This window comes from Stenotrophomonas acidaminiphila, assembly GCF_001431595.1.
Taxonomy (GTDB): domain Bacteria; phylum Pseudomonadota; class Gammaproteobacteria; order Xanthomonadales; family Xanthomonadaceae; genus Stenotrophomonas; species Stenotrophomonas acidaminiphila.
In genome coordinates this window covers 65,448-84,264 of the sequence record NZ_LDJO01000051.1, presented here as the reverse complement: position 1 = coordinate 84,264, position 18,817 = coordinate 65,448, and the positions used below count along the sequence as shown (strand labels likewise).

The 18,817-nt window shown below is 71.2% G+C and carries 19 protein-coding genes; 6 read left to right on the top strand and 13 right to left on the bottom strand.

The genetic code is table 11. From position 1 onward, the window contains the following. The first annotated feature begins 424 nt into the window (after positions 1 to 424). A complete protein-coding gene (locus ABB33_RS14375) occupies positions 425 to 997 on the top strand; it encodes an OmpO family porin (RefSeq protein ID WP_054662264.1) in 573 nt (190 codons plus the stop codon). A 225-nt stretch (positions 998 to 1,222) separates the two neighbouring features. On the opposite strand, the gene ABB33_RS14370 is transcribed toward ABB33_RS14375, so the two are convergent. The 5 genes from ABB33_RS14370 to ABB33_RS14350 all read right to left on the bottom strand — a co-directional run bounded on the left by ABB33_RS14370 (position 1,223) and on the right by ABB33_RS14350 (position 4,302). After that, entirely contained in the window at positions 1,223 to 2,251 is a 1,029-nt protein-coding gene (locus tag ABB33_RS14370) for an NAD(P)H-dependent glycerol-3-phosphate dehydrogenase (protein ID WP_054662261.1), read from the bottom strand. A gap of 19 nt (positions 2,252 to 2,270) precedes the next feature. Then, on the bottom strand, positions 2,271 to 2,783 hold the full coding sequence (secB, locus tag ABB33_RS14365) for a protein-export chaperone SecB (protein ID WP_054662258.1): 513 nt from the start codon (positions 2,781 to 2,783) through the stop codon (positions 2,271 to 2,273). A 104-nt stretch (positions 2,784 to 2,887) separates the two neighbouring features. Continuing rightward, on the bottom strand, positions 2,888 to 3,325 hold the full coding sequence (locus tag ABB33_RS14360; RefSeq protein WP_054662255.1) for a rhodanese-like domain-containing protein: 438 nt from the start codon (positions 3,323 to 3,325) through the stop codon (positions 2,888 to 2,890). A gap of 64 nt (positions 3,326 to 3,389) precedes the next feature. Then, entirely contained in the window at positions 3,390 to 3,818 is a 429-nt protein-coding gene (locus ABB33_RS14355; RefSeq protein ID WP_056932561.1) for a hypothetical protein, read from the bottom strand. Positions 3,819 to 3,843: 25 nt separating this feature from the next. Beyond that, positions 3,844 to 4,302, bottom strand: coding sequence for a YiiD C-terminal domain-containing protein (locus ABB33_RS14350; RefSeq protein WP_056932560.1), 459 nt, complete (start codon positions 4,300 to 4,302; stop codon positions 3,844 to 3,846). Positions 4,303 to 4,349: 47 nt separating this feature from the next. Here ABB33_RS14350 and ABB33_RS14345 point away from each other — a divergent pair, with 47 nt between their 5' ends. From ABB33_RS14345 to ABB33_RS14330, 4 genes are all read left to right on the top strand, one after another. Then, on the top strand, positions 4,350 to 5,135 hold the full coding sequence (locus ABB33_RS14345; RefSeq protein ID WP_056932559.1) for a uroporphyrinogen-III synthase: 786 nt from the start codon (positions 4,350 to 4,352) through the stop codon (positions 5,133 to 5,135). A 97-nt stretch (positions 5,136 to 5,232) separates the two neighbouring features. Continuing rightward, entirely contained in the window at positions 5,233 to 6,213 is a 981-nt protein-coding gene (locus ABB33_RS14340; protein ID WP_056932558.1) for a uroporphyrinogen-III C-methyltransferase, read from the top strand. Continuing rightward, positions 6,210 to 7,472 carry a heme biosynthesis protein HemY gene (locus ABB33_RS14335; RefSeq protein WP_056932557.1) on the top strand — a complete coding sequence of 421 codons (1,263 nt, stop codon included), beginning with the start codon at positions 6,210 to 6,212 and terminating at the stop codon, positions 7,470 to 7,472. The genes ABB33_RS14340 and ABB33_RS14335 overlap by 4 nt, the downstream gene beginning before the upstream one ends. A gap of 40 nt (positions 7,473 to 7,512) precedes the next feature. Then, a complete protein-coding gene (locus ABB33_RS14330) occupies positions 7,513 to 7,950 on the top strand; it encodes a hypothetical protein (protein ID WP_056932556.1) in 438 nt (145 codons plus the stop codon). Between the two features lie 19 nt (positions 7,951 to 7,969). Here ABB33_RS14330 and ABB33_RS14325 read toward each other — a convergent pair whose 3' ends face one another. The 3 genes from ABB33_RS14325 to ABB33_RS14315 all read right to left on the bottom strand — a co-directional run bounded on the left by ABB33_RS14325 (position 7,970) and on the right by ABB33_RS14315 (position 11,165). Further along, positions 7,970 to 8,521, bottom strand: a complete 552-nt coding sequence (locus tag ABB33_RS14325; protein ID WP_056932555.1) for a hypothetical protein — start codon at positions 8,519 to 8,521, stop codon at positions 7,970 to 7,972. 60 nt (positions 8,522 to 8,581) lie between these two features. After that, positions 8,582 to 9,496: a hypothetical protein gene (locus ABB33_RS14320; RefSeq protein ID WP_056932554.1), complete on the bottom strand. Its 915-nt coding sequence runs from the start codon at positions 9,494 to 9,496 to the stop codon at positions 8,582 to 8,584. Between the two features lie 388 nt (positions 9,497 to 9,884). Further along, positions 9,885 to 11,165, bottom strand: coding sequence for an acetyl-CoA C-acetyltransferase (locus tag ABB33_RS14315; RefSeq protein ID WP_056932553.1), 1,281 nt, complete (start codon positions 11,163 to 11,165; stop codon positions 9,885 to 9,887). 106 nt (positions 11,166 to 11,271) lie between these two features. Here ABB33_RS14315 and ABB33_RS14310 point away from each other — a divergent pair, with 106 nt between their 5' ends. Then, entirely contained in the window at positions 11,272 to 12,159 is an 888-nt protein-coding gene (locus ABB33_RS14310) for a hypothetical protein (protein WP_054662224.1), read from the top strand. A 74-nt stretch (positions 12,160 to 12,233) separates the two neighbouring features. Here the strand turns inward: ABB33_RS14310 and ABB33_RS14305 are convergent, their stop codons facing one another. The 5 genes from ABB33_RS14305 to ABB33_RS14285 all read right to left on the bottom strand — a co-directional run bounded on the left by ABB33_RS14305 (position 12,234) and on the right by ABB33_RS14285 (position 18,754). Beyond that, positions 12,234 to 12,866: a superoxide dismutase family protein gene (locus tag ABB33_RS14305; RefSeq protein WP_054662221.1), complete on the bottom strand. Its 633-nt coding sequence runs from the start codon at positions 12,864 to 12,866 to the stop codon at positions 12,234 to 12,236. A gap of 44 nt (positions 12,867 to 12,910) precedes the next feature. Beyond that, entirely contained in the window at positions 12,911 to 13,483 is a 573-nt protein-coding gene (locus ABB33_RS14300; RefSeq protein ID WP_054662218.1) for a superoxide dismutase family protein, read from the bottom strand. A gap of 139 nt (positions 13,484 to 13,622) precedes the next feature. After that, the gene (locus ABB33_RS14295) at positions 13,623 to 16,085 is read right to left on the bottom strand and encodes a serine/threonine-protein kinase (protein WP_152985101.1); all 2,463 of its coding nucleotides are present in this window, start codon (positions 16,083 to 16,085) and stop codon (positions 13,623 to 13,625) included. A 187-nt stretch (positions 16,086 to 16,272) separates the two neighbouring features. After that, entirely contained in the window at positions 16,273 to 17,700 is a 1,428-nt protein-coding gene (ntrC, locus tag ABB33_RS14290; RefSeq protein ID WP_056932551.1) for a nitrogen regulation protein NR(I), read from the bottom strand. After that, positions 17,693 to 18,754, bottom strand: coding sequence for a two-component system sensor histidine kinase NtrB (locus ABB33_RS14285; protein WP_056932550.1), 1,062 nt, complete (start codon positions 18,752 to 18,754; stop codon positions 17,693 to 17,695). Before ABB33_RS14285 ends, ntrC begins: the two co-directional genes overlap by 8 nt. Positions 18,755 to 18,817 lie beyond the last annotated feature (63 nt).

Below are 18,817 nucleotides of genomic sequence, written 5' to 3'. Positions count from 1 at the left end.
CGAAAGGCTGGCCGGTCCACTCGTCGAGCATCCCAAGATCGACTGCCTCCACGCGGAGCGTGGCAGTTGAGTTGGCTTTGCGGAGGAAGAACAACGCCTACCTAATCCCTTCTGCTCTGGAGGCTGCGCGGCAGCCGGCTTCGGCTGCGTCAATGATGACGCACTGAAGTCTTGCTTGCCGCCTGACACCATAGTTGTTGGCGCCTTAGCCCCTGAATCAACAACTATGGCTTCAAAAGAGGTAACAACTTTGGTTGCCCGTCTAGGGAACCGCCGGGAAGTTCCCGGCGGCGCCAACTAATTTATGTACTGGTCAGTTTTATATTCAGGGGCGATTCCGTTGGCTAACGGATAATTCACACCTGTCGACCTGCAAGCCGCATCCGCCGGATCGATCAAACCAAAATAAAAAAGGTAATCCGTAATGAAGACTTCCCTGATCGCTCTGGGCCTGCTGGCCGCCCTGCCGTTCGCTGCGTCGGCGACCGATGGCCTGTCCTACAACTACGTGGAAGGTGGTTACGTGAACACCGATGCCAAGAACGGCGACGCCGATGGCTGGAAGGTGAAGGGTTCGGTGGCGGTGCACCCGAACTTCCATGTCTTCGGCGACTACAGCGCCCAGGAGACCGACAAGAACAAGTTCGACGCTGACCAGTGGCGCGTGGGCGTGGGCTACAACTACGGCGTGGCCCCGAACACCGACCTGCTGGCCCGCGTGGCCTACCAGCGCTTCGACCGCCAGTACCTGCCGACCTTCAACGGCTACAGCGCCGAAGTCGGTGTGCGTACCGCCTTCACCCCGATGATCGAAGGCTATGCGCTGGCCGGTTACGAGGATTACAGCAAGAAGGCCGGCTACAACCCGGACGGCGAGTTCTACGGCCGCGTCGGCGCCGCCGCAAAGTTCAACGCCAACTGGGGCGTGAGCGGCGAAGTGAAGCTGGGCAAGGGCGGCGACAAGGAGTGGTTCGTCGGTCCGCGCTTCACCTGGTAAGCCATCGCGACATCGTTTCAAGGGCGCGTGCTCTCTCTCCCCCGCGCCCCCGGAGCCCGGTCCTCCCCGACCGGGCTCTTTCTTTTGCGCCAGCGCCGCTGACGGCAGGACAGGTCCGGCGAAGCGGGGCGGAATGCGCGCTTGCGTCCGGGCCTGCGGGCGCCCGCAAGATGGCAACAAAAAAGCCCGGCATCGCCGGGCTTTTTGCTTCATCTTCGCTGATTTCTACTTGAACAGCGTTTCCGGGTACTCCGGTTTCTGCTCGCGTGCCAGCAACTGCTTCAGGCCCTCGGAGGGGCTCAGCTCGCCGTGCAGAACCGACTGCACCGCCTTGGAAATCGGCAGGTCGATGCCGTGGCGGCCGGCCTGGCGCATGACCTCGTCGGCGGTCTGCACCGACTCGACCACCTGGCCGATCTCCTTCACCGCCTCGGCCAGGCTCTGGCCGCGTCCCAGCGCTAGCCCCAGCCGCCGGTTGCGCGACAGGTCGCCGGTACTGGTCAGCACCAGGTCGCCCAGCCCGGCCAGGCCCATCAGGGTCTCGGGCTTGCCGCCGATGGCCGCGGCCAGCCGCAGCATTTCGTTCAGGCCACGGGTGATCAGGCCGGCGCGGGCGTTCAGGCCCAGCTGCATGCCGTCGGCCACGCCGGTGGCCACCGCCAGCACGTTCTTCATGGCCCCGCCCAGCTCGGCACCGACCATGTCCTCGCCGGTATAGGCGCGGAACGCCGGGCCATGCATCGCATCGGCCACCTGCTGGGTGAAGTCGGCATCGTCGCCGTGCACGGTGATCGCCGTGGGCAGGCCCAGGGTCACTTCCTTGGCGAAAGACGGGCCGGTGACCACCGCCAGCGGCACGTCCGGGCCCAGCACCTCGCGCGCGACCTCATGCAGGAAGCGGCCGGAGCCGGGCTCGAAGCCCTTGGTCGCCCAGGCCACGCCTGCGCCGGCCGGCAGCAGCGGCGCCAGCGCACGCACGGTCTCGCCGAAGGCATGCGACGGCACCACCACCAAGATCCAGCGGGCACCGGCGACGGTACCGGCCAGGTCGGTGCTGGCGCGCAGGGAATCGGGCAGCGGAATCCCCGGCAGGTACCGGGGATTCTCGTGACGACGGTCGATCGCCTCGACCACGTTCGCGTCGCGCCCCCACAGCACGGTCGGGTGACCATGCCGTGCCAGCAGGCTGGCCAGCGCGGTGCCCCAGGAGCCCGCGCCGAGGACGGCGATCTTTTCCGCGTCGTTGGTACTCATCCGCAGGGATGGACTCGGGTCAGGCGTTGCCGGCCGGCTCGGAGTCGGCCAGCGACGCGCCGTCGGCCTGCTGCTGGCGCTGGCGCAGGGTTTCGGCGTACAGGCCTTCGAAGTTGATCGGCTGCAGGTAGAACGGCGGGAAGCCGCCGGCCTGGATCAGGTCCGACACCATCGAGCGCACGTACGGGAACAGGATGTTCGGGCACTGGGTGCCGAGCAGCACGTCGATCGCCTGCGGCTCCAGGCCGATCAGGCCGAACACGCCGGCCTGCTCCACTTCGGCCACGTAGGCGGTCTTGTCGCCGGCCTTGCAGGTCAGGGTCACGCCCAGCACCACCTCGAAGGCGTTCTCGGACAGGCGCTGCACCTTCTGGTTCAGGTTCAGCTGCAGGTCCGGCTGCACGTTCTCGTTGAAGATGGTCGGCGAGTTCGGGGATTCGAAGGAAACGTCCTTGACGTAGATCTTCTCGACGGTGAACGCCGGGCCGTTGTTGGTTTCGGCCGCGACGGCGTTGTTGTGCTCTTCGGACATTTCTCTAGGACTCCAGAACGGTTCGTTCGTTGAATGGGATTGTTACCAGACCTGCGATGGGGGCGCTGCGGCCCCCACACAAGGGCTTAACCTCAAATGAAGGCTCAGCCGCGACCCTTCACCAGGGGCAGGTCCGCGGCCTGCCAGGCCGGCAGGCCGCCGTCGAGCACGAACACCTGCTCGAAACCGGCCTTCTTCAGCACCTTGGCGGCATTGGACGAGGCATTGCCGGTGCGGCACACCAGCACCACCGGGGACTGCCTGGCCTGGGCCAGCAGCTTGTGCGACGGGGTCAACTGGGCCGGCTGCACGTTGCGGCTGCCGGTGATATGACCCTTCTCGAAGTCGCTGCCCGCCGACAGGTCGATCACCACCGTGTTGCCGCCGTTGATCAGGTGGGTCAGCTCGGCCGGCTTGATCGACTTGAAGCCGCGGAACAGCCGTGCGATCTCGGTGACGATGATGGCGATGGTCAGGCCGGCGAAGGCCAGCGACAACATCGGGTTTCGGCCAGCGAAGGCCAGCAGCTCTTCGTAATTCACTCGGGTCACGGGTAGACAAGCGGGCGGCGATTGTCGCACAAGCCGGCCGCGGGACGGCCAGCCCCTACTGGCCCTGCCACAGGTCCGGCAGCCCCTGGGCCTGCCACCAGCGCTTGGCTTCCGGGTCCCAGCGCCAGCGCTCGGTCACCATCACCGTGCGTTCGGCCAGGGTGTTGCGGTTGACCACGCCCATCTCCACCCGGCGCTCGATGGCACCGTCCGCGGCCACGCCGGTGGAGCGTTCGCGGTAGTTGGAGACCTGTACCTGGCGGTAGCGCTCGCGCTGCAGGTCGGTCAGCGGATGCGCCTGCCAGTAGGCCGGGTCGATGAACCGCTCGGCGGCCTCGAAGTCGCTCCAGCGCACCGCCGCGACATAGGCTTCCTGGGTCTGGGTGAGCTTGTTGCGCTGGCCGCGGCTGGGGCCGGCGGCCTGGGCGGTCAGGGCCACGCCCAGCAGCGCGGCGATGGCGGACAGGATCAGTCGTCGTTGCATGGCATCTCCCCGTAACCGGACCATCCTACCCCCTGGCCAGGGCCACGAAGCGCCCTTCCAGCTCGGCCGCGCCGCCATCGATCTGCGCGCAGACGCTGATGCGCGCCCGGCCGCGCTTGTCGAACAGGGCTAGGAAGCCATCCCAGTCCTGTGCAGGGGCCGCGCATGCGCTGGCGTCGAGGTCGGCATAGACCGGCGAGCGGTAGCGGATGCTGCTGTCGGCGACGTAGACCTCGGCGTCGTGCCCGGCCAGCGCCAGGCGCAGGCTCACCAGCGCCCAGCCGGCCAGGGTCATCACCGAGGCCAGGCTGCCGCCGAAGGCATTGCCCTTGTCGTTGACGTTGGCCGCCAGCGGCGCGCGCAGGCGCAACGTGCCGTCGGCGTAGCCGGCAATGCGGATGCCCATGGCCGCGACCGGCGGCATTGCATCGAGGGTGGCCTGCAGGCGCTGCAGCAGGGCGTCACGGTCGGGGGTATCGGACATGGGGCGTGCGGGAACAGGAAACGGAAAGCGCCCGCATAATGCATGGAATGAACAGCCGCGCCTATGTGCCGACCGACACGGCCTGGTACCTGATCTCCCTGCGTCCTTCGGGCCAGCACGACGGACTGCGCCGCGCCGCGGCCCGCTGCGGCGCGCGCACGGTGGCGGTTTCGCCGTGGCGGTTGCAGGCCCGCGACGATGCCGCGACCCGCGACCAGCTGCGGCTGGCGCAGGCCTGCGACCGGCTGGTGTTCACCAGTCCGGCGGCGGCCGCGGCCGCGGCGCGGTTGATGCCGTTGGGGCAGTTGCAGGCCGGCAGCCTGGTCGCGGTCGGCCAGGGCACCGCCCGCGCGCTGCGCCGCCGGGGCGCAGGCGTCGTGGCGGCGCCCGCGCGCATGGACAGCGAAGGGCTGCTGGCACTGCCGGCCATGGCCGACCTGCACGGCAAGCGGGTGGCGCTGGTCACCGCACCCGGCGGCCGCGGCATGATCGCCGCCCAGGTGCAGGCGCGCGGCGCGCAGCTGCTGCGCGTGGACGTGTACGAACGCGTGCCGCTGCAGGTGCCGGCCTCGCTGTGGTCGCGGCTGCAGGCGCTCGATGCCCCCAGCGTACTGGCGGTCAGCAGCGGCGAGGCGCTTGAACGCGTGCTGCCGCAGGTACCGCCGGCATTGCGCCGCCGCTGGCAGCAGCAGCCGCTGGTCGCCGCCAGCGCGCGGCTGGCCGAACAGGCCACCACGCTCGGATTCACCCGGGTGCAGGTGGCCGCAGGCCCGCTGCCGGGCCAGCTCGCCAGCGCCGCCCGCAACGCCCTGTTCCCGCCCGACGCGCCCTGAACGGTCCGCGCGGCTTGCAGCCGCGCTGCATCGCGGGTGATGCTTGAAGCGCACCGCCGCCGCCCGCTGGGCGGCCTGCCAAGGATGCCGTACCCCCATGAACGACGATTCCTCACCTTCTTCGCGGCGCCCCATGGCGCGCTGGATCATCGCCATCCTGCTGCTGGTCGCGCTGGCCGCGGCCGCCTGGTTCGGCTGGCGCAGCTGGCAGGCGGCGCAGCGCACGGCCGAATACGCCCGCGCCGCCGCCGGCCAGCAACTGACCGCGCTGCAACAGACCGTGGAGGCGCTGCGCCGCGACCAGCGCGCCAACGCCCGCGGCCTGCAGGATGTCGCCGCCACCCACCGCATCCTGCGCGACGAGGTACTCGGCCTGGGCCAGCGCAACGCGCTGCTGGAGGAGAACGTGGCACGCCTGGCCGACCATTCGCACCAGGGTGCGCAGGCGGTGCGCCGCGACGAAGCCGAACTGCTGCTCAGCCAGGCCCAGCAGCGCCTGGTGTATGCCGGCGACTTGGATGGCGCCCGCCACCTGTATGGGCTGGCCGCCGGCGTGCTGGAGAGCATGGACAGCCCGGGCTACCTGAACCTGCGGCAGGCGCTGCTGCAGGAACGCAGCGCGATCGATGCGCTCGGCCCCGGCGTGCGGGTACGCACCGCCGGCCAGCTCGCGCAGTGGGCCGCGGCACTGGATTCGCTGCCGGCGCAGGGCACGGAAGTGGTCGACGCGCAGCCGGCGTGGTGGCAGCAGATGCTCTCGCCGCTGGTGCAGATCCGCCCGGCCGACCCGCAGGTGCTGGTGGCCGGCTCCGAACGTGTCGCCGCCGGCGACGCGCTGCAGGTCGAACTGACCCTGGCGCGCGCCGCGCTGGAACGTGGCGACAGCGAGGGCTGGCGGCAGGCGCTGCAGCGCGTGGACGGCTGGCTGCTGCGGCTGTGGCCGGATTCACCGCAACGGCGCAGCCAGCGCCATAAGCTGGCGGAACTGCGCGGCGTCGACCTGCGCATCGCGCTGCCCGAACTGGGCAGCACCCTGCAACAACTGCGCGCCATGCGCGACGGGAAGGTGGCGCCATGAATGCATTCCGTTCGCTGTTGGTCCTGCTGCTGGTGGCCGCTATCGGCATCCTCGGCGCGCAATGGCTGGGACAGGAATCGGTACGCGGCATCGGCGAAGTGATCGTGCGCGCCGGCGGCAACGACTACATCGCCACCCTGCCGCAGGCATTGCTGGCGCTGCTGATCGCCGGCCTGCTGCTGTGGCTGCTGTGGACGCTGCTCAGCGCGCCGTTCCGCAGCTGGGCGCGCTACCGCCGCCGGCAGGGCCGGGCCCGGCTGATCGACGGCCTGCAGGCGCTGGACGGGGGCCAATGGCAGCGTGCCGAGAAGCTGCTGACCAGCGCCGCAGGCGAGAAGGAAGTACGCGCGGTGGCACTGGTGGCGGCGATGCGCGCGGCCGAAGCGCGGGACGACAGCGCCAGTGCCGGCCAGTACCTGCAGCAACTGGCCGCGCAGGATGCGACCCTGCACGCACTGCACAGCGCCGAACGCTGGCTGCAGCGCGACAATCCGCAGCAGGCCATCGATGCCCTGGACCTGGCGGCCATCCAGCCGCTGCCGCCGCGCGGGCTGTGGCTGCGCACCGATGCGCTGGCCCGCGCCGGTCGCGCCGAGGAGGCCTATGGCCAGCTCGGCGCGCTGCGCCAGCAGCAGGCGCTGCCCGCCGACAGCCTGGCCGCGCTGGAAACCCGCCTGGCCCTGCAGATGCTCGACGAAGCCGACAACGTCAACACCCTGGCCGCACGTTGGGAAGTGCTGCCCAAGGCACTGCGTGCGACCCCCGCGGCGGTGGCGCGCTACGCCCGCCGCGCAGTGGCGCTGAACTGGAACGACACCGCCCTGCACAGCATCGAGCAGGCCCTGGACAACCACTGGGACGACGGCCTGATCCTGCTCTACGGCGAGCTGCCGGTGGACAAGCTCGACTCGCGCCGCGCCAGTGCGCAGCGCTGGCTGCAGTCGCATGCATCGAGCCCGGCACTGCTGCTGACCCTGGGACGGCTGGCGCGGGGCCAGGGACAATGGACCCAGGCCGAGGAGTTCCTGCACCGCGCCATCGCCCAGGGCGCCGGCGCCGAAGCCTGGGAAGAACTGGGCGAAGGGTTCGCCGCCGCGGGCGATGACGTGCTGGCGCGGCAGTGCCTGCTCAATGCGCTGCACCACCGCCACGGCCGCGCGGCGCAACCGCTGCAGCGGCGCGACCTGCGCCAGCAGATCCAGGACCAGGCGGTGGCCGAGGAACGCGACGCGCACGGCTTCCCGCGCCTGCCGGACTGAGCCCGTAGAATCCGCCGCCCGTTCCTGCCCACGCGTTCCGATGAACATACCTGCCGATATCCACGCCCGCGTCGTGGAACTGACCGACCGCATCATCGACGCCGGCCAGTCCGGCGCGGCCGACGCCGCCGAAGCCGGCTACGACGAACTGCGCCGCTACTGCGAATCGCTGGCCGCCGCCGGCCGCGACCATCCGTTCCTGTGGGAAACCCTGGCCGATTTCACCGGCGATGACCGCCTGGCCATCGCCCTGTACCTGCGCGCCCTGCCGCTGGCCACCGCCGCCGGGGCCGCCGGCTACGCCGCCTCGATCTGCCTGGCGCTGGCCGAACGCCATTCCAACCTGGACGAACTCGACGCCGCCCGCGACTACGCGCTCCAGGCCGACGCCTTCGCCCGCACCACCGACGACCTGCCGCTGCGGCGGGAGATCAGCCAGTTCCTGCTCGACCATTCACCGGCGGCGGACACGCCCTGAGCGGCCGCGACGGGCACGTTCAGTCGCGCCGGTACGGGTAGCGCGGCAGCCGTTCCAACAGCCGCGGCGAGACACCGCCATAGACCGCCAGCTCCCGGGTGATCCGCCGCGGCTTGAGGATGCGCATTCCGATCAGGCCCCAGAACAGCATCACCAAGAACGCCAGGCTGCCCAGCAGCATCGTGGTGCCTGTCTCCAGCATGAAGCCGCCCATCAACGGCAGCGGCGACAGCCAGGCCATCAGGATGAAACGGCGGCGCTGGCCCTGGTGTGCAGCACACAGCCCGACCTGGTGCTGGCCCTGCCTGCGCACGATCAACGCGACGACCAGGTAGATGATCATCTGCAGCAGGATCAGCAGGTACAGCCAGGGCGAATGCCAGTAGAAGCTGCGCTTGCGGTAGTCCACTGCCGGTTCGCCGCACTTGACGCAGTAGCGTGGCAGGTCGGCCTGCGGCCGCGTCAGCAGGTCGGATCCGTCACGCCAGCAGTTTTCCGTGCCGCCGCTGCCCTCCAGCGCTGGCGGCAGCACCGCGCTTTGCGGTGCCGCGTACGGATTGAACGTGTTCATCCCAGGCATCTCCCTTCACCCCATGATTGACCAGGGCGCAGGCACGCCCTGTCCGAACGCTCAGCGATCCCCTTCGCCGGCCAACGCATCGGCGTTGGCCTCGCGGGCCGCGTCGGCGGCCGCGTCGGCGGCCATTGACGCCGCATCCGCAGTGGTTCCGGCCACCATTTCCACCGGCGATGCGGAAGCATCGGCCGCCGAGGCCGCGTCGGCCGCGGAACCGGGAGCCGGGCCGGCCGCGGCAGCCGCCGGCGCATTGGCATCCACCGCCATCGTCGACCGGCTGTCGCCCGCGTCGATAAGCTGCAGCTGCTGGGCGATCTCGGCGGCGTACTGCCTGGCCACCCGCTCGCGATCCGGCCCGGTCACCAGGGCCGCCACCTGCGGCAGCAGCGCGTTGAAGCGCGCCCGCGCCGGTTCGAACCGCGACAGCCGCCGCTCCCATTCGCCAAGCAGCATCTGGCAGTACAGCCACTGGCCATCGCGCGCGGCCTGGCCATCGGGGCATTGCCGGGCGAACGCGGCCGACGTGGCGGCCACGTAGCGCGGGTACTGCGCCGGTGAGGCCTGCCAGCTCGCCCGCTGCAGCGCACCGGCCTGCTCGGCGGCCGGCGCACCGATCACCCGCAGCAGCTGCGCCAGCCGCCAGTAACTGGTTTCCATGCCGCGCAGGCGTTGGTAGTCATCGCTCTGCACGTAGGCACCCAGCGCCTCAAGCTCGGTCTTGTCGAAGGCCTCGCGGAACAGCAGGAAGCCGTTGCCCGGGCACTCCACCAGCGGCCACGGCGACTGGATGGCGCCATGCGCGCGCCCGTCCAGGAAATGGCCGAACGCCGTGCCCGAGCCCATGGTGCTGGCGCTGAAGCGCTCGCCACCAATCGGGCAGACATACTCAACCGTCATGAACGTCATCGCCGCGGCTGGCGCCGCCAGCGTCGCCAACAGCACGCCCAGCCCCATCGTGATGCGCTTCATGTCCCGTCCCTGGTCTCCGCCTAAGCGCCGACGATAGCAGTCAGGCCGGGATCCGTGCAGGGCCCGGCATACGTGCGTCTGGATCAGCACCAGAACCCGCCACCGGCCGCGCGTCGGAATACCTCGGTGCGGTTGCAGCGGTGCGCGCTCCCGTCGCTGCCCCGGGGCACGAATTGAAGGCCGCCGCCGATACCTGCGCACGGATCGCCTCGCAGTCGTGGCGCAGCACCACCCGCCCGTCGAAGCGGCCGGCATGGCACGGATCGGAACAGGCCACGACCCAGGCACGCGGCGCCAGCACACCCGATGGGCCGCCGGCGCACCGCGGTGGTTTCCAGGGGCAGCCAGGTGTTCGAGGCCACGCCCATGTGGACGTTCGCGGGGGAAATCAGCGCTCGATGATCGCCACCACGCCCATGCCGCCGGCGGTGCAGATCGACACCAGCGCGCGGCCGCCACCACGTTCGGCCAGTTCCTTGGACACGGTGGCGACGATGCGCGCACCGGTGGCGGCGAACGGGTGGCCGGTGGCCAGCGACGAGCCCAGCGGGTTGATCTTCTCCGGGTCGATGCGGCCCAGCAGGGCGTCCAGGCCCAGGCGGTTGCGGCAGTAGTCCTCGCTCTCCCACGCGCGCAGCGTGCACAGCACCTGCGCGGCGAAGGCTTCGTGAATCTCGTAGATGTCGAAATCCTGCAGGGTCAGGCCGTTGCGGCGGAGCATCTCCGGCACGGCGATGGTCGGTGCCATCAGCAGGCCCTCGCCATGCACGAAGTCCACCGCCGCCACCTGCGCGTCGCGCAGGTACGCCAGCGGTTCGTGGCCGTGGGCGCGCGCCCATTCCTCGCTGGCCAGCAGCACCGCGGCGGCGCCGTCGGTCAGCGGGGTGGAGTTGGCCGCGGTCAGGGTGCCGCGGCCGGAGGTCTTGTCGAACGCCGGCTTGAGCGTGGCCAGCTTCTCCAGCGAGGTGTCCGGACGCAGGATGTTGTCGCGCTCGACGCCGCGGAACGGCGCGATCAGGTCGCCGAAGAAGCCGCGCTCGTAGGCGGCGGCGAGCTTGCGGTGCGAGGACACCGCCCATTCGTCCTGCGAATCGCGCGAGATGTTCCACTCCTTGGCCATGTCCTCGCAGTGGTCGCCCATGCTCTTGCCGGTGCGCGGCTCGGCAACACCGGGGAACTCGGGCTTGAGCTCGGACAGGCGGAACCCGGACAGCAGCGCCTTGACCTTGTCGCCGGTGGTCCTGGCGCGGTTGGCGGCCAGCAGGCGGCCGCGCAGCTTCTTGCCGTAGACGATCGGCACGTCGGAGGTGGTGTCCGAACCGCCGCCGATGCCCGAGTCGATCTGGCCCAGGGCGATCTTGTTGGCCACGGTGATGATGCTGTCCAGCGAGGTACCGCAGGCGCGCTGCAGGGTGATGCCCGGGGTCAGCGGCGACAGCCCGGAGGACAGCGCGGCCTCGCGGCCGAGGTTCCAGTCGCTGGGATGCTTGATCACCGCGCCCATCGCCACTTCGCCCAGCTGCTGGCCGTGCAGGCCGAAGCGCTCGACCAGCGCGCCGAGGGTGCGCACCGACATGCCCAGATTGCCGACGTCCGCGTAGGCGGTGTTCTGGCGGCAGAACGGAATGCGGACACCACCGAGGATGGCGACGGGACGGGCGCTGGACATGCGGTTACCTGGGCTGATGGGGGAAGGCGACGCGGACCTGCCTGCGGCAGCAGGCATAATGGACATTGAGTGTAGCTTCGAGCCTGTGACGGGCCAACCGCGAACCATGAGCAATCCCAACCCCGACATGAACGCACTGGGCGTGATGGCGCTGGAACTGGCCGGCGGCCAGCAGCCGCGGCTCGCCGCGCTGCCCTCCAGCCAGGCCGGCGAACTGGCCGCACTGGTCGGCCGCGACCTGCAGAAGCTGGTACCGCAGGCCAGCGGGCTGGACCTGGTGCTGGCCGCGGCGCATTTCGATCCGGCCGAGGTGCTGCGCCCCGGCTGGCCGGTGCACCGCCGCCTGGAAGAACTGCAGATGCGCGCCCCCGGGCGCAACCAGGGCCCGCGCCTGCTCGCCTTCGGCGCCGATGCGGCGGGCGACGTGCCGCTGCCGCTGCAGGCCGACCCGGCGCTGACCGGTGGCGGCCTGCGGGTGCTGCCGTTCGTGCTGACCGGCAGCGACGCCACGCTGCTGGCCGAGACCCGCGATGCACTGGAAGACGTGCTGCTGGCCAACGGCATGGCCCAGGCCGATACCGCCCTGCTGGCGCAGGACGCCTTTGGTGCGCAGGTCGAGCACGCGCGCTATTTCACCGTCAACGACCTGGCCGCGATGATGGCCATGCAGTACGACAACCAGGGCCTGGCCGGGTTGTGGCCGCTGCTGGAGACGGCGATGTTCTCGCCGCAGCGCGAGCAGTGGCTGGACGCGGCACCCGAGCCGCTGCTGCGCTATACGGGCAGCGAAGTGCGCATGGCCCTGTTCGACCCGGCCGGGTGGTGCGCGCACTACGCCCACGACCGCAACGACTGCGACCGCCTGCAGCGCGTGTACGAGCAGTACCTGATGCGCCAGCGGCAGATGGCCGCGGTGCTCGAGGCGCATGGGCTGGACGTGCTGTACGTGCACGTGGAGGCCGGCCAGGACGCGCGCGAGGTGATGGCGCACTGATCGCCGGCAACCGCCGGTGTGCAATGCAGAACGCCGGCTGATGCCGGCGTTCTGCGTTCGTGCCGCCGATGGCGTTACTCGGCCTTGGCGATCACCGCGCAGGCCAGGCGCGCACCGGCGTTGCCGGTGGGCTGGCTGTGGTAATCGTCCGGGTCGGCATGGACGATCAGGCCGCGGCCGATGATGTCGAAGCCATCGCCCTTGCCGGCGTTGACGTTGCTCGACACCGGGCCGTCCACGCGGGCATTGCCCTGCGCGTCGGCGACGATGTTGGGCATGTCGCCGCCATGGTGCGCGGCCGCGTCGATGCTGCCGTGCTCGGCGTTGCCCGGGTTGAAGTGGCCGCCGGCGCTGCTGCCGTCCGGCGCGCTGCAGTCGCCCTTCTCGTGGATGTGGAAACCGTGCTCGCTGCCCGGCTTGAGCCCGCTGATGTCGCCGCTGGCATGCAGCCTGCCGTCCACCAGGGTGAAGCGGATGCTGCCCTTGACGGTGCTGTCCTTGGTCGGCTGCAGTTCGGCGGTGGCCACGGCGGCCTCCATCGCCGGCGGCGTGGCCGGGTCGGCGGCCGGGTCGGTGGCTGGAGCCGGGGTGCCGGCCGCAGCCTCGGGCGCGGTACCGGCCGGCGTGGCGGCCGGTTCGGCGTCCTGCTTGCAGGCGCTCAGCACCAGGGCGCTGGCGAGGAACAGGCTGGTGTGGATCAAACGCATCGTCGTACTCCCTTCGTTGAACTGGATCGGCCGGACCACCGCATTCAGCGGGTGACGCGGATCACGCCGCAGGCGACCCGGGCACCGGCGTTGCCCGCCGGCTGGCTGTGGTAGTCGTCGGCGTCGGCATGGACCACCAGGGCGCGGCCGGCGATGTCGTTGGCCGCGCCGCCGCCAAGGGTAACGCCCCGCAGGCGTACGTCCACGTGTACGACGCCTTCGGCGTTGGCCTGCAGGTTGTCCATGTCGCCGGCATGGTGCGCGCCACCGCCGGCGCGGCCGTGCGGCTGGGCCGCAGGATTGAAATGACCACCGGCGCTGCTGGCATCGACCGCGCTGCAGTCGCCCTTCTCGTGCACGTGGAACGCGACCTGGCGGCCGCGCGGCAGGCCGCCGATCACCCCGGTGATGTGCACGCCGCCGGCTTCAGGCACCAGCGCGACGCGGCCGCTGACCAGACTGGCCGATGCCGGTGCCAGGTTCGCTTCGGCCATCTGTGCGGTGCCCATCGCCGGTGGCGCCGGCGGCGCTTCCGGCCGCGCCGGTGGGCGCGTGCCGCAGGCGGCCAGCAGGGTGGTGGTGGCGGCGAGGACCGCCAGCGGGAGGGAAAGGCGCATGTGTCACTCCTTGCAGTGTGCGGCCGGTGCGGCGCCGCTGCGCAGGCGCAGGATCGGGTGCCGGCAGGGCCGCGATGGTGGACCGCTGCAACGATGCCCGTTCCCTCCGCCCGGGTCGAGCGCCGGTGCGCAGCCGTGTTCAGCGCGCCCCGGTTTTCGCCTGCGCGGCGGCCTCTACCTTGGCCAGGGTGTCGCGCACGTCGCGCAGCACCACTTCGTTCTTGTCGCCGTAGACCTGGCGCATGACCCGCAGCGATTCGTTGGCGTGGCGGAGGGCTTCATCTGCCCGTCCCTGCGCCAGCACCGCCTCGGCCAGCCCGCGCAGGATCTCGGCGGTGACGTGGTGGTCGCGCCCCAGGGTACGGTCGGCGATCTCCAGGAGCGCACGCTGTTCCTGTTCCGATGCCACGGCCTGGCCATCGGCCAGCAGCCAGTTGGCATGGTTGTGGCGGGTGATCACCGCGGAAAAGGAATCGGCGCCGTAACGGGTGGCATTCCACTCCATCGTCGCCCGATAGTAAGGGCCGGCCTCCTTCACCTTGCCCTGCTCGCGCAATGCGCTGCCGAGCATGCCCAGGGTGTTCACGGCAAGGCCGTTGTCGGCACCGTACAGGCGTGCGTAGGTGGCGGCCAGTTGCCGCAGTTCCGGCTCGGCGCCGGCAAAATCGCGCTTCTGCAGGCGCGCGACCGCCAGGTCGCGGCGTGCCGACAGGGTCAGGGGGTGCTCGCGGCCATGCAGGACGGTCTGGTGCCGGATCACCTCGGCCAGCAGTTCCATCGCGCGGGCCTGGTCGCCGCTGGTGGCCAGGATTTCGGCATAGCGCTTGGCGGCGTCAAGGCGTGCCTGGTCATCGGCCGGGAGCTGCCGGGAGAGTCCGTCGAACGCTTCGCGCGCGAGCCGCATCGCCTCATCCACCCGGCCCTGCACGAACAGCACCCAGGCGCGGCGCGACTGCATGTCCAGGGCCATCCATCGGTGCGCGGCGCCGGCGCGCTGCGCGCGGACGATGCCCTCGGCGAACGTCGCGTCGGCCAGCTTGAGCTGGTCCGACGACAGGTAGGCATGGCCGAGCACCTGCATCGCGCGCAGGCCCTGGAATTCCAGCCTGTCCGGGTGCGCCGCGGCCAGCGCCCGGATCGACTGCAGGTGGGCGATGGCCCGGTCGTACTCTTCCAGGTTGGCCTGGTTGACCGCGACGATCAGTTCCACGTCGGCACGGATGTCCGGATAGGCCGCCAGCTCCCGCGCCGCCCGCTGCGAGGCGTCGTCGAGCACGCGCAGCATCAGGGTCTTGTCCAGGTCCTGCGACACCGCAGGATCGACGCTGTCCAGCACCGAGGCCAGGAACTCGGACGTCACCCTGGCCCGCGCCGCTTCCTGGCGTGCCTCGCGCAACGACCAGGTGGTGGCGGCCAGGCCCGCGACCAGCGCCACGACCACCGCCGATGCGGCCGCCACCGCCAGCCGGTTGCGGCGCACGAAGGTGCGCACGCCCAGCCAACCCACCTGGCCCGCCGCGTGCGGCGGGTAATGCGCGAGCCAGCGCCGCAGGTCGTCCAGCAGCGACGACACCGAGGCGTAGCGCGCGGCGCGTTCGGGCTGCAGCGCCTTGAGCGCGATCGCGTCGATGCCATCGCGCAGGGCGCGCCGCAGCCGGGCCGGCGTGCTGCCGCGCAGCGCGGCCAGCTCCCGTTGCCGCGGCAGCGGCTGCGCCTGCAGATGCCGCGAAGGCGGGACCACGGGATCGTCCGGTGCCGCGCCGCAGGCCAGTTCGTACAGCAGCGCGCCCAGCGAATACACGTCGCTGCGGGCGTCGGTCTCGTTGCCCGGGCGGGCCTGCTCCGGGCTCATGTAGCCGGGGGTACCGCCGCCGGGGGCCTGCTCGGCGGCGGCCGCATCCATGGCGATGCCGAAGTCGATGATCTTGGGCAGGGGCTGGCCGTCGACCGCGGCGACCAGGATGTTGCCGGGCTTCAGGTCGCGATGGATGACGCCCTTCTGGTGCGCGTGCTGCACGCCTTCGCCGGCCTTGACCAGCAGCTCGACGCGCTGGCGCAGGCCCAGCAGGTTCTGGTCGCACCAGGCGGAGATCGGCTGCCCGTGGATGTACTCCATCACCAGCCATGCGCGGCCGTCGTCATCGATGCCGGCGTCGTGGATCTGGGCGATGGCCGGGTGCTGCATCTGCGCCAGCAGGCGGCACTCGTACTCGAAATGCGGATGGCGGCGCTGGTCCAGCGCGGTGGCGCGCACCAGCTTGAGCGCGACCTGGCGCTCATAGGCGCCATCGGCGCGCCGTGCCAGGTAGACCCGTCCCATGCCGCCGGAACCGATCATCCGCTCCACCGCCCACGGCCCGAACCGGGTTCCCGGCATCACCTCCGCCTCGCTGGCCCGGGCCGCGACCTTGACCGCCTCGCGCAGCGGGCCATGCAGACGGGTGGGGTCGGTGTCGGCGGCAAGCAGCGCCAGCAGTTCGCGCTGCAGCTCCGGATCATCCCCGGTCTGCGAATGGATGAAGCCGATCCGTTCGCTCTCGGGCAGCTGGGTGGCGCGATGGAACAGTTCGCTCAGGCGTTGCCAGGCATCGGCGTTCAACATGGGTGCGGGCATCGACGATGGCGGGGGAGCCGCGCAGGCGGCGATATCACCGACGGCGGCGCGGCCAGGCGCTGCGCCTGGATGGCCGTGTCCGCAAGTGGCGCCCGCATCTCCATGGGGGGCCGATCATACACGGCCGGCAGCGGCCCGATCCGCCCCGTTCCGGCAGGCGTCATGCCCCCATCGCTCAGCGCTTGCGCCCCGATCCCAGCTTGCGCGTCACCGTGTTGCGGCCCACCCCGAGCCGCGCCGCGGCATCGCCGCGATGGCCGTCGGTGGCCGCCAGCGCGGCCTCCAGCAGCACCGCGTCCATGCGCTCGCGCACCTCGGCGTGCAGGCCGCTGGCACCTTCGGCCAGGCGTTGCCGCGCCCACTGCGCCAGGGCCTGGTCCCACTGCGCCGGCGCAGTCGCGCCCGTACGGGTGCGACCGCCCCGGGCCAGCGCCGCCTGCACGTCGGCGGCGGAAATGGTGTCGGCCACCGCCAGCGCGGCCAGCCGCCAGCACACGTTTTCCAGCTCGCGCACGTTGCCGGGCCAGTCGTGCTGGCGCAGTGCCTGGATGGCGGCGCCGGACAGGCGCTTGGGCGGCATGTCGAGCCGGCGCGCGGCGTTGCCCAGGAACGTGGCGGCCAGGGTGGCCACGTCGTCCAGGCGTTCGCGCAGCGGCGGCAACCACAGCCGCACCATGTCCAGCCGGTGCAGCAGGTCGGCGCGGAAACGGCCCTGCTCGACCAGCGCCTCCAGATCCTGGTGGGTGGCGGCGACCACGCGCACGTCGACATGGATCAATTCGCGCCCGCCGACGCGGAAGAACTCGCCTTCGGCCAGCACCCGCAGCAGCCGCGTCTGCAGCGGCAGCGGCATGTCGCCGATCTCGTCCAGGAACAGGGTGCCGCCATGGGCCTGCTCGAAGCGGCCGATGTGGCGCCTGGCCGCGCCGGTGAAGGCGCCGGCCTCGTGGCCGAACAGTTCGCTCTCCAGCAGTTCGGCGGGAATGGCGGCGGTGTTGAGCGCGACGAACGGGCCGCGCGCGCGTGGCGATTCGCGATGCAGCGCGTTGGCCACCAGTTCCTTGCCGGTGCCGGTCTCGCCGTTGATCAGCACCGACAGCGGCGCCTGCGCCAGCCGCCCGATGGCGCGGAACAGCGCGCGCATGGCCGCGGTGTCGCCGATCAGCTGCGGCGCCTCGTCGCCCGGCGCGGGTGCCGCAGCCACCGCCGCGCGCGGCTCGGGCTCGGGCAGCGCGCGGCGCGCCAGTTCCACCGCGTCGTCCAGGTCGAACGGCTTGGACAGGAACTCGTGCGCGCCGCCGCGGAACGCACCGGCGGTGCTGGCCACGTCGGTGTAGGCCGACATCACGATCACCGGCAGCTGCGGATGCGCGGCCTTGAGCTTTTCCAGCAGCACCAGCCCGTCGTCGCCGGGCATGCGCACGTCGGTGAACAGCAGGTCGGGCACCGGTTGCCGCGCCAATGCGGCGAGCGCCGCCGCGGCGCTGTCGAAACCCTCCACCGCATAGCCGGCGTCGCGCAGCGCGGTGGTCAGGACGAAGCGCACCGCGCGGTCGTCGTCGACCACCCAGATCGTCGCCGCCGGGGGGGACACGTCAGGCATCGGTGGCCTCCTTTTCCTCGCCGGCCACCGGCAACGGCAGCAACAGGGTGAACACGGTATGCCCGGGGCGCGAACGGAAGCTCAGGGTGCCGCGGTGCTCGCGCGCCACCTGCTGGGCCAACGCCAGGCCGAGCCCGGTGCCTTCGGCGCGGCCGCTGACCAGCGGCAGGAACAGGTGTTCGGCCAGGTCCTCGGGCACGCCACGGCCGTCGTCTGCCACTTCCAGGCGCAGCGCCAGTGGCGAGGCGTGCTCGGAGGTGCGCACGCCATGTTCGACCCGGGTGCGCAGCACGATGCGCGTGGCGCCGGCCTGGATCGCATTGCGCACCAGGTTGAGCAGGGCCTGGGTCAGGCGGTCGGCGTCGCCGGCGAACTCGGGGATGCTGGGGTCGTAATCGCGCTGCAGCTGCAGGGTCCAGCCGGCCTCGTTCTCGGCCAGGCGCAGCACCCGTTCGAGCGCGGCATGGATGTTGAGCGGCGCGTGCGGCCGCTGCGGCGCCGGCGACAGCAGCTGCTCGAGCAGGGTGTTGAGGCGTTCGATCTCGGCACCGATAAGCTCGATCAGCTCGCCCTCTGCCGCATCGCGGTTGCCCGCGCGGCGCGCCAGCAGCTGCGCCGCGCCCTTCAGCCCGGCCAGCGGATTGCGCAGTTCATGGGCCAGGCCCTTGAGCGCCGCGCTGAAGGCGCCGGGCAGCACCTGCGCCGGATCGGGCGCGGCGAACTCGTCCACCGGGTGCGCCTCCAGCAGCCAGCCGCCGGCATCCAGCGCGGTCAGCCAGCCCTCGGCGAACCGGGCGCGATCACCGGGCAGGGCCAGCGCCAGCCGCGGCAGGCGCACGGCGTCGGCGCCGTCCCAGCCCTGCGCCAGGCGCTCGGCGAGGTCGTCGCCCTGGCTCTCAAGCGACGCCAGCGGCTGCGCCAGCAGGCGCCGCACGCTCACCCCCAGCCAGCGGCAGAACGCCGGGTTGGCGCCGGCGATGCGGCCGTCCGCCGCGGCCCATACCAGCGGCGTGGCCATCAGCTCGGCGGTGGGCGGGGGGACGGTGTCGTGCATTGCACCAATGTAGTGCAAAGCCGCCGGCTGTGCCGCCCCCGGCGGGGCCGGCGGGCAGCGCCC

What these genes read in the sequence shown, in the direction of transcription:
- ABB33_RS14340 (WP_056932558.1), top strand. Translation starts at nt 5,233, where the DNA reads ATGAACGACGATTCCTCACCTTCTTCGCGGCGCCCCATGGCGCGCTGG.
- ABB33_RS14370 (WP_054662261.1), bottom strand. Translation starts at nt 2,251, where the DNA reads ATGAGTACCAACGACGCGGAAAAGATCGCCGTCCTCGGCGCGGGCTCC.
- secB (WP_054662258.1), bottom strand. Translation starts at nt 2,783, where the DNA reads ATGTCCGAAGAGCACAACAACGCCGTCGCGGCCGAAACCAACAACGGC.
- ABB33_RS14375 (WP_054662264.1), top strand. Translation starts at nt 425, where the DNA reads ATGAAGACTTCCCTGATCGCTCTGGGCCTGCTGGCCGCCCTGCCGTTC.
- ABB33_RS14310 (WP_054662224.1), top strand. Translation starts at nt 11,272, where the DNA reads ATGAGCAATCCCAACCCCGACATGAACGCACTGGGCGTGATGGCGCTG.
- ABB33_RS14320 (WP_056932554.1), bottom strand. Translation starts at nt 9,496, where the DNA reads ATGAAGCGCATCACGATGGGGCTGGGCGTGCTGTTGGCGACGCTGGCG.
- ABB33_RS14335 (WP_056932557.1), top strand. Translation starts at nt 6,210, where the DNA reads ATGAATGCATTCCGTTCGCTGTTGGTCCTGCTGCTGGTGGCCGCTATC.
- ABB33_RS14330 (WP_056932556.1), top strand. Translation starts at nt 7,513, where the DNA reads ATGAACATACCTGCCGATATCCACGCCCGCGTCGTGGAACTGACCGAC.
- ABB33_RS14285 (WP_056932550.1), bottom strand. Translation starts at nt 18,754, where the DNA reads ATGCACGACACCGTCCCCCCGCCCACCGCCGAGCTGATGGCCACGCCG.
- ABB33_RS14355 (WP_056932561.1), bottom strand. Translation starts at nt 3,818, where the DNA reads ATGCAACGACGACTGATCCTGTCCGCCATCGCCGCGCTGCTGGGCGTG.
- ABB33_RS14325 (WP_056932555.1), bottom strand. Translation starts at nt 8,521, where the DNA reads ATGAACACGTTCAATCCGTACGCGGCACCGCAAAGCGCGGTGCTGCCG.
- ABB33_RS14350 (WP_056932560.1), bottom strand. Translation starts at nt 4,302, where the DNA reads ATGTCCGATACCCCCGACCGTGACGCCCTGCTGCAGCGCCTGCAGGCC.
- ABB33_RS14315 (WP_056932553.1), bottom strand. Translation starts at nt 11,165, where the DNA reads ATGTCCAGCGCCCGTCCCGTCGCCATCCTCGGTGGTGTCCGCATTCCG.
- ntrC (WP_056932551.1), bottom strand. Translation starts at nt 17,700, where the DNA reads ATGCCTGACGTGTCCCCCCCGGCGGCGACGATCTGGGTGGTCGACGAC.
- ABB33_RS14345 (WP_056932559.1), top strand. Translation starts at nt 4,350, where the DNA reads ATGAACAGCCGCGCCTATGTGCCGACCGACACGGCCTGGTACCTGATC.
- ABB33_RS14300 (WP_054662218.1), bottom strand. Translation starts at nt 13,483, where the DNA reads ATGCGCCTTTCCCTCCCGCTGGCGGTCCTCGCCGCCACCACCACCCTG.
- ABB33_RS14305 (WP_054662221.1), bottom strand. Translation starts at nt 12,866, where the DNA reads ATGCGTTTGATCCACACCAGCCTGTTCCTCGCCAGCGCCCTGGTGCTG.
- ABB33_RS14295 (WP_152985101.1), bottom strand. Translation starts at nt 16,085, where the DNA reads ATGTTGAACGCCGATGCCTGGCAACGCCTGAGCGAACTGTTCCATCGC.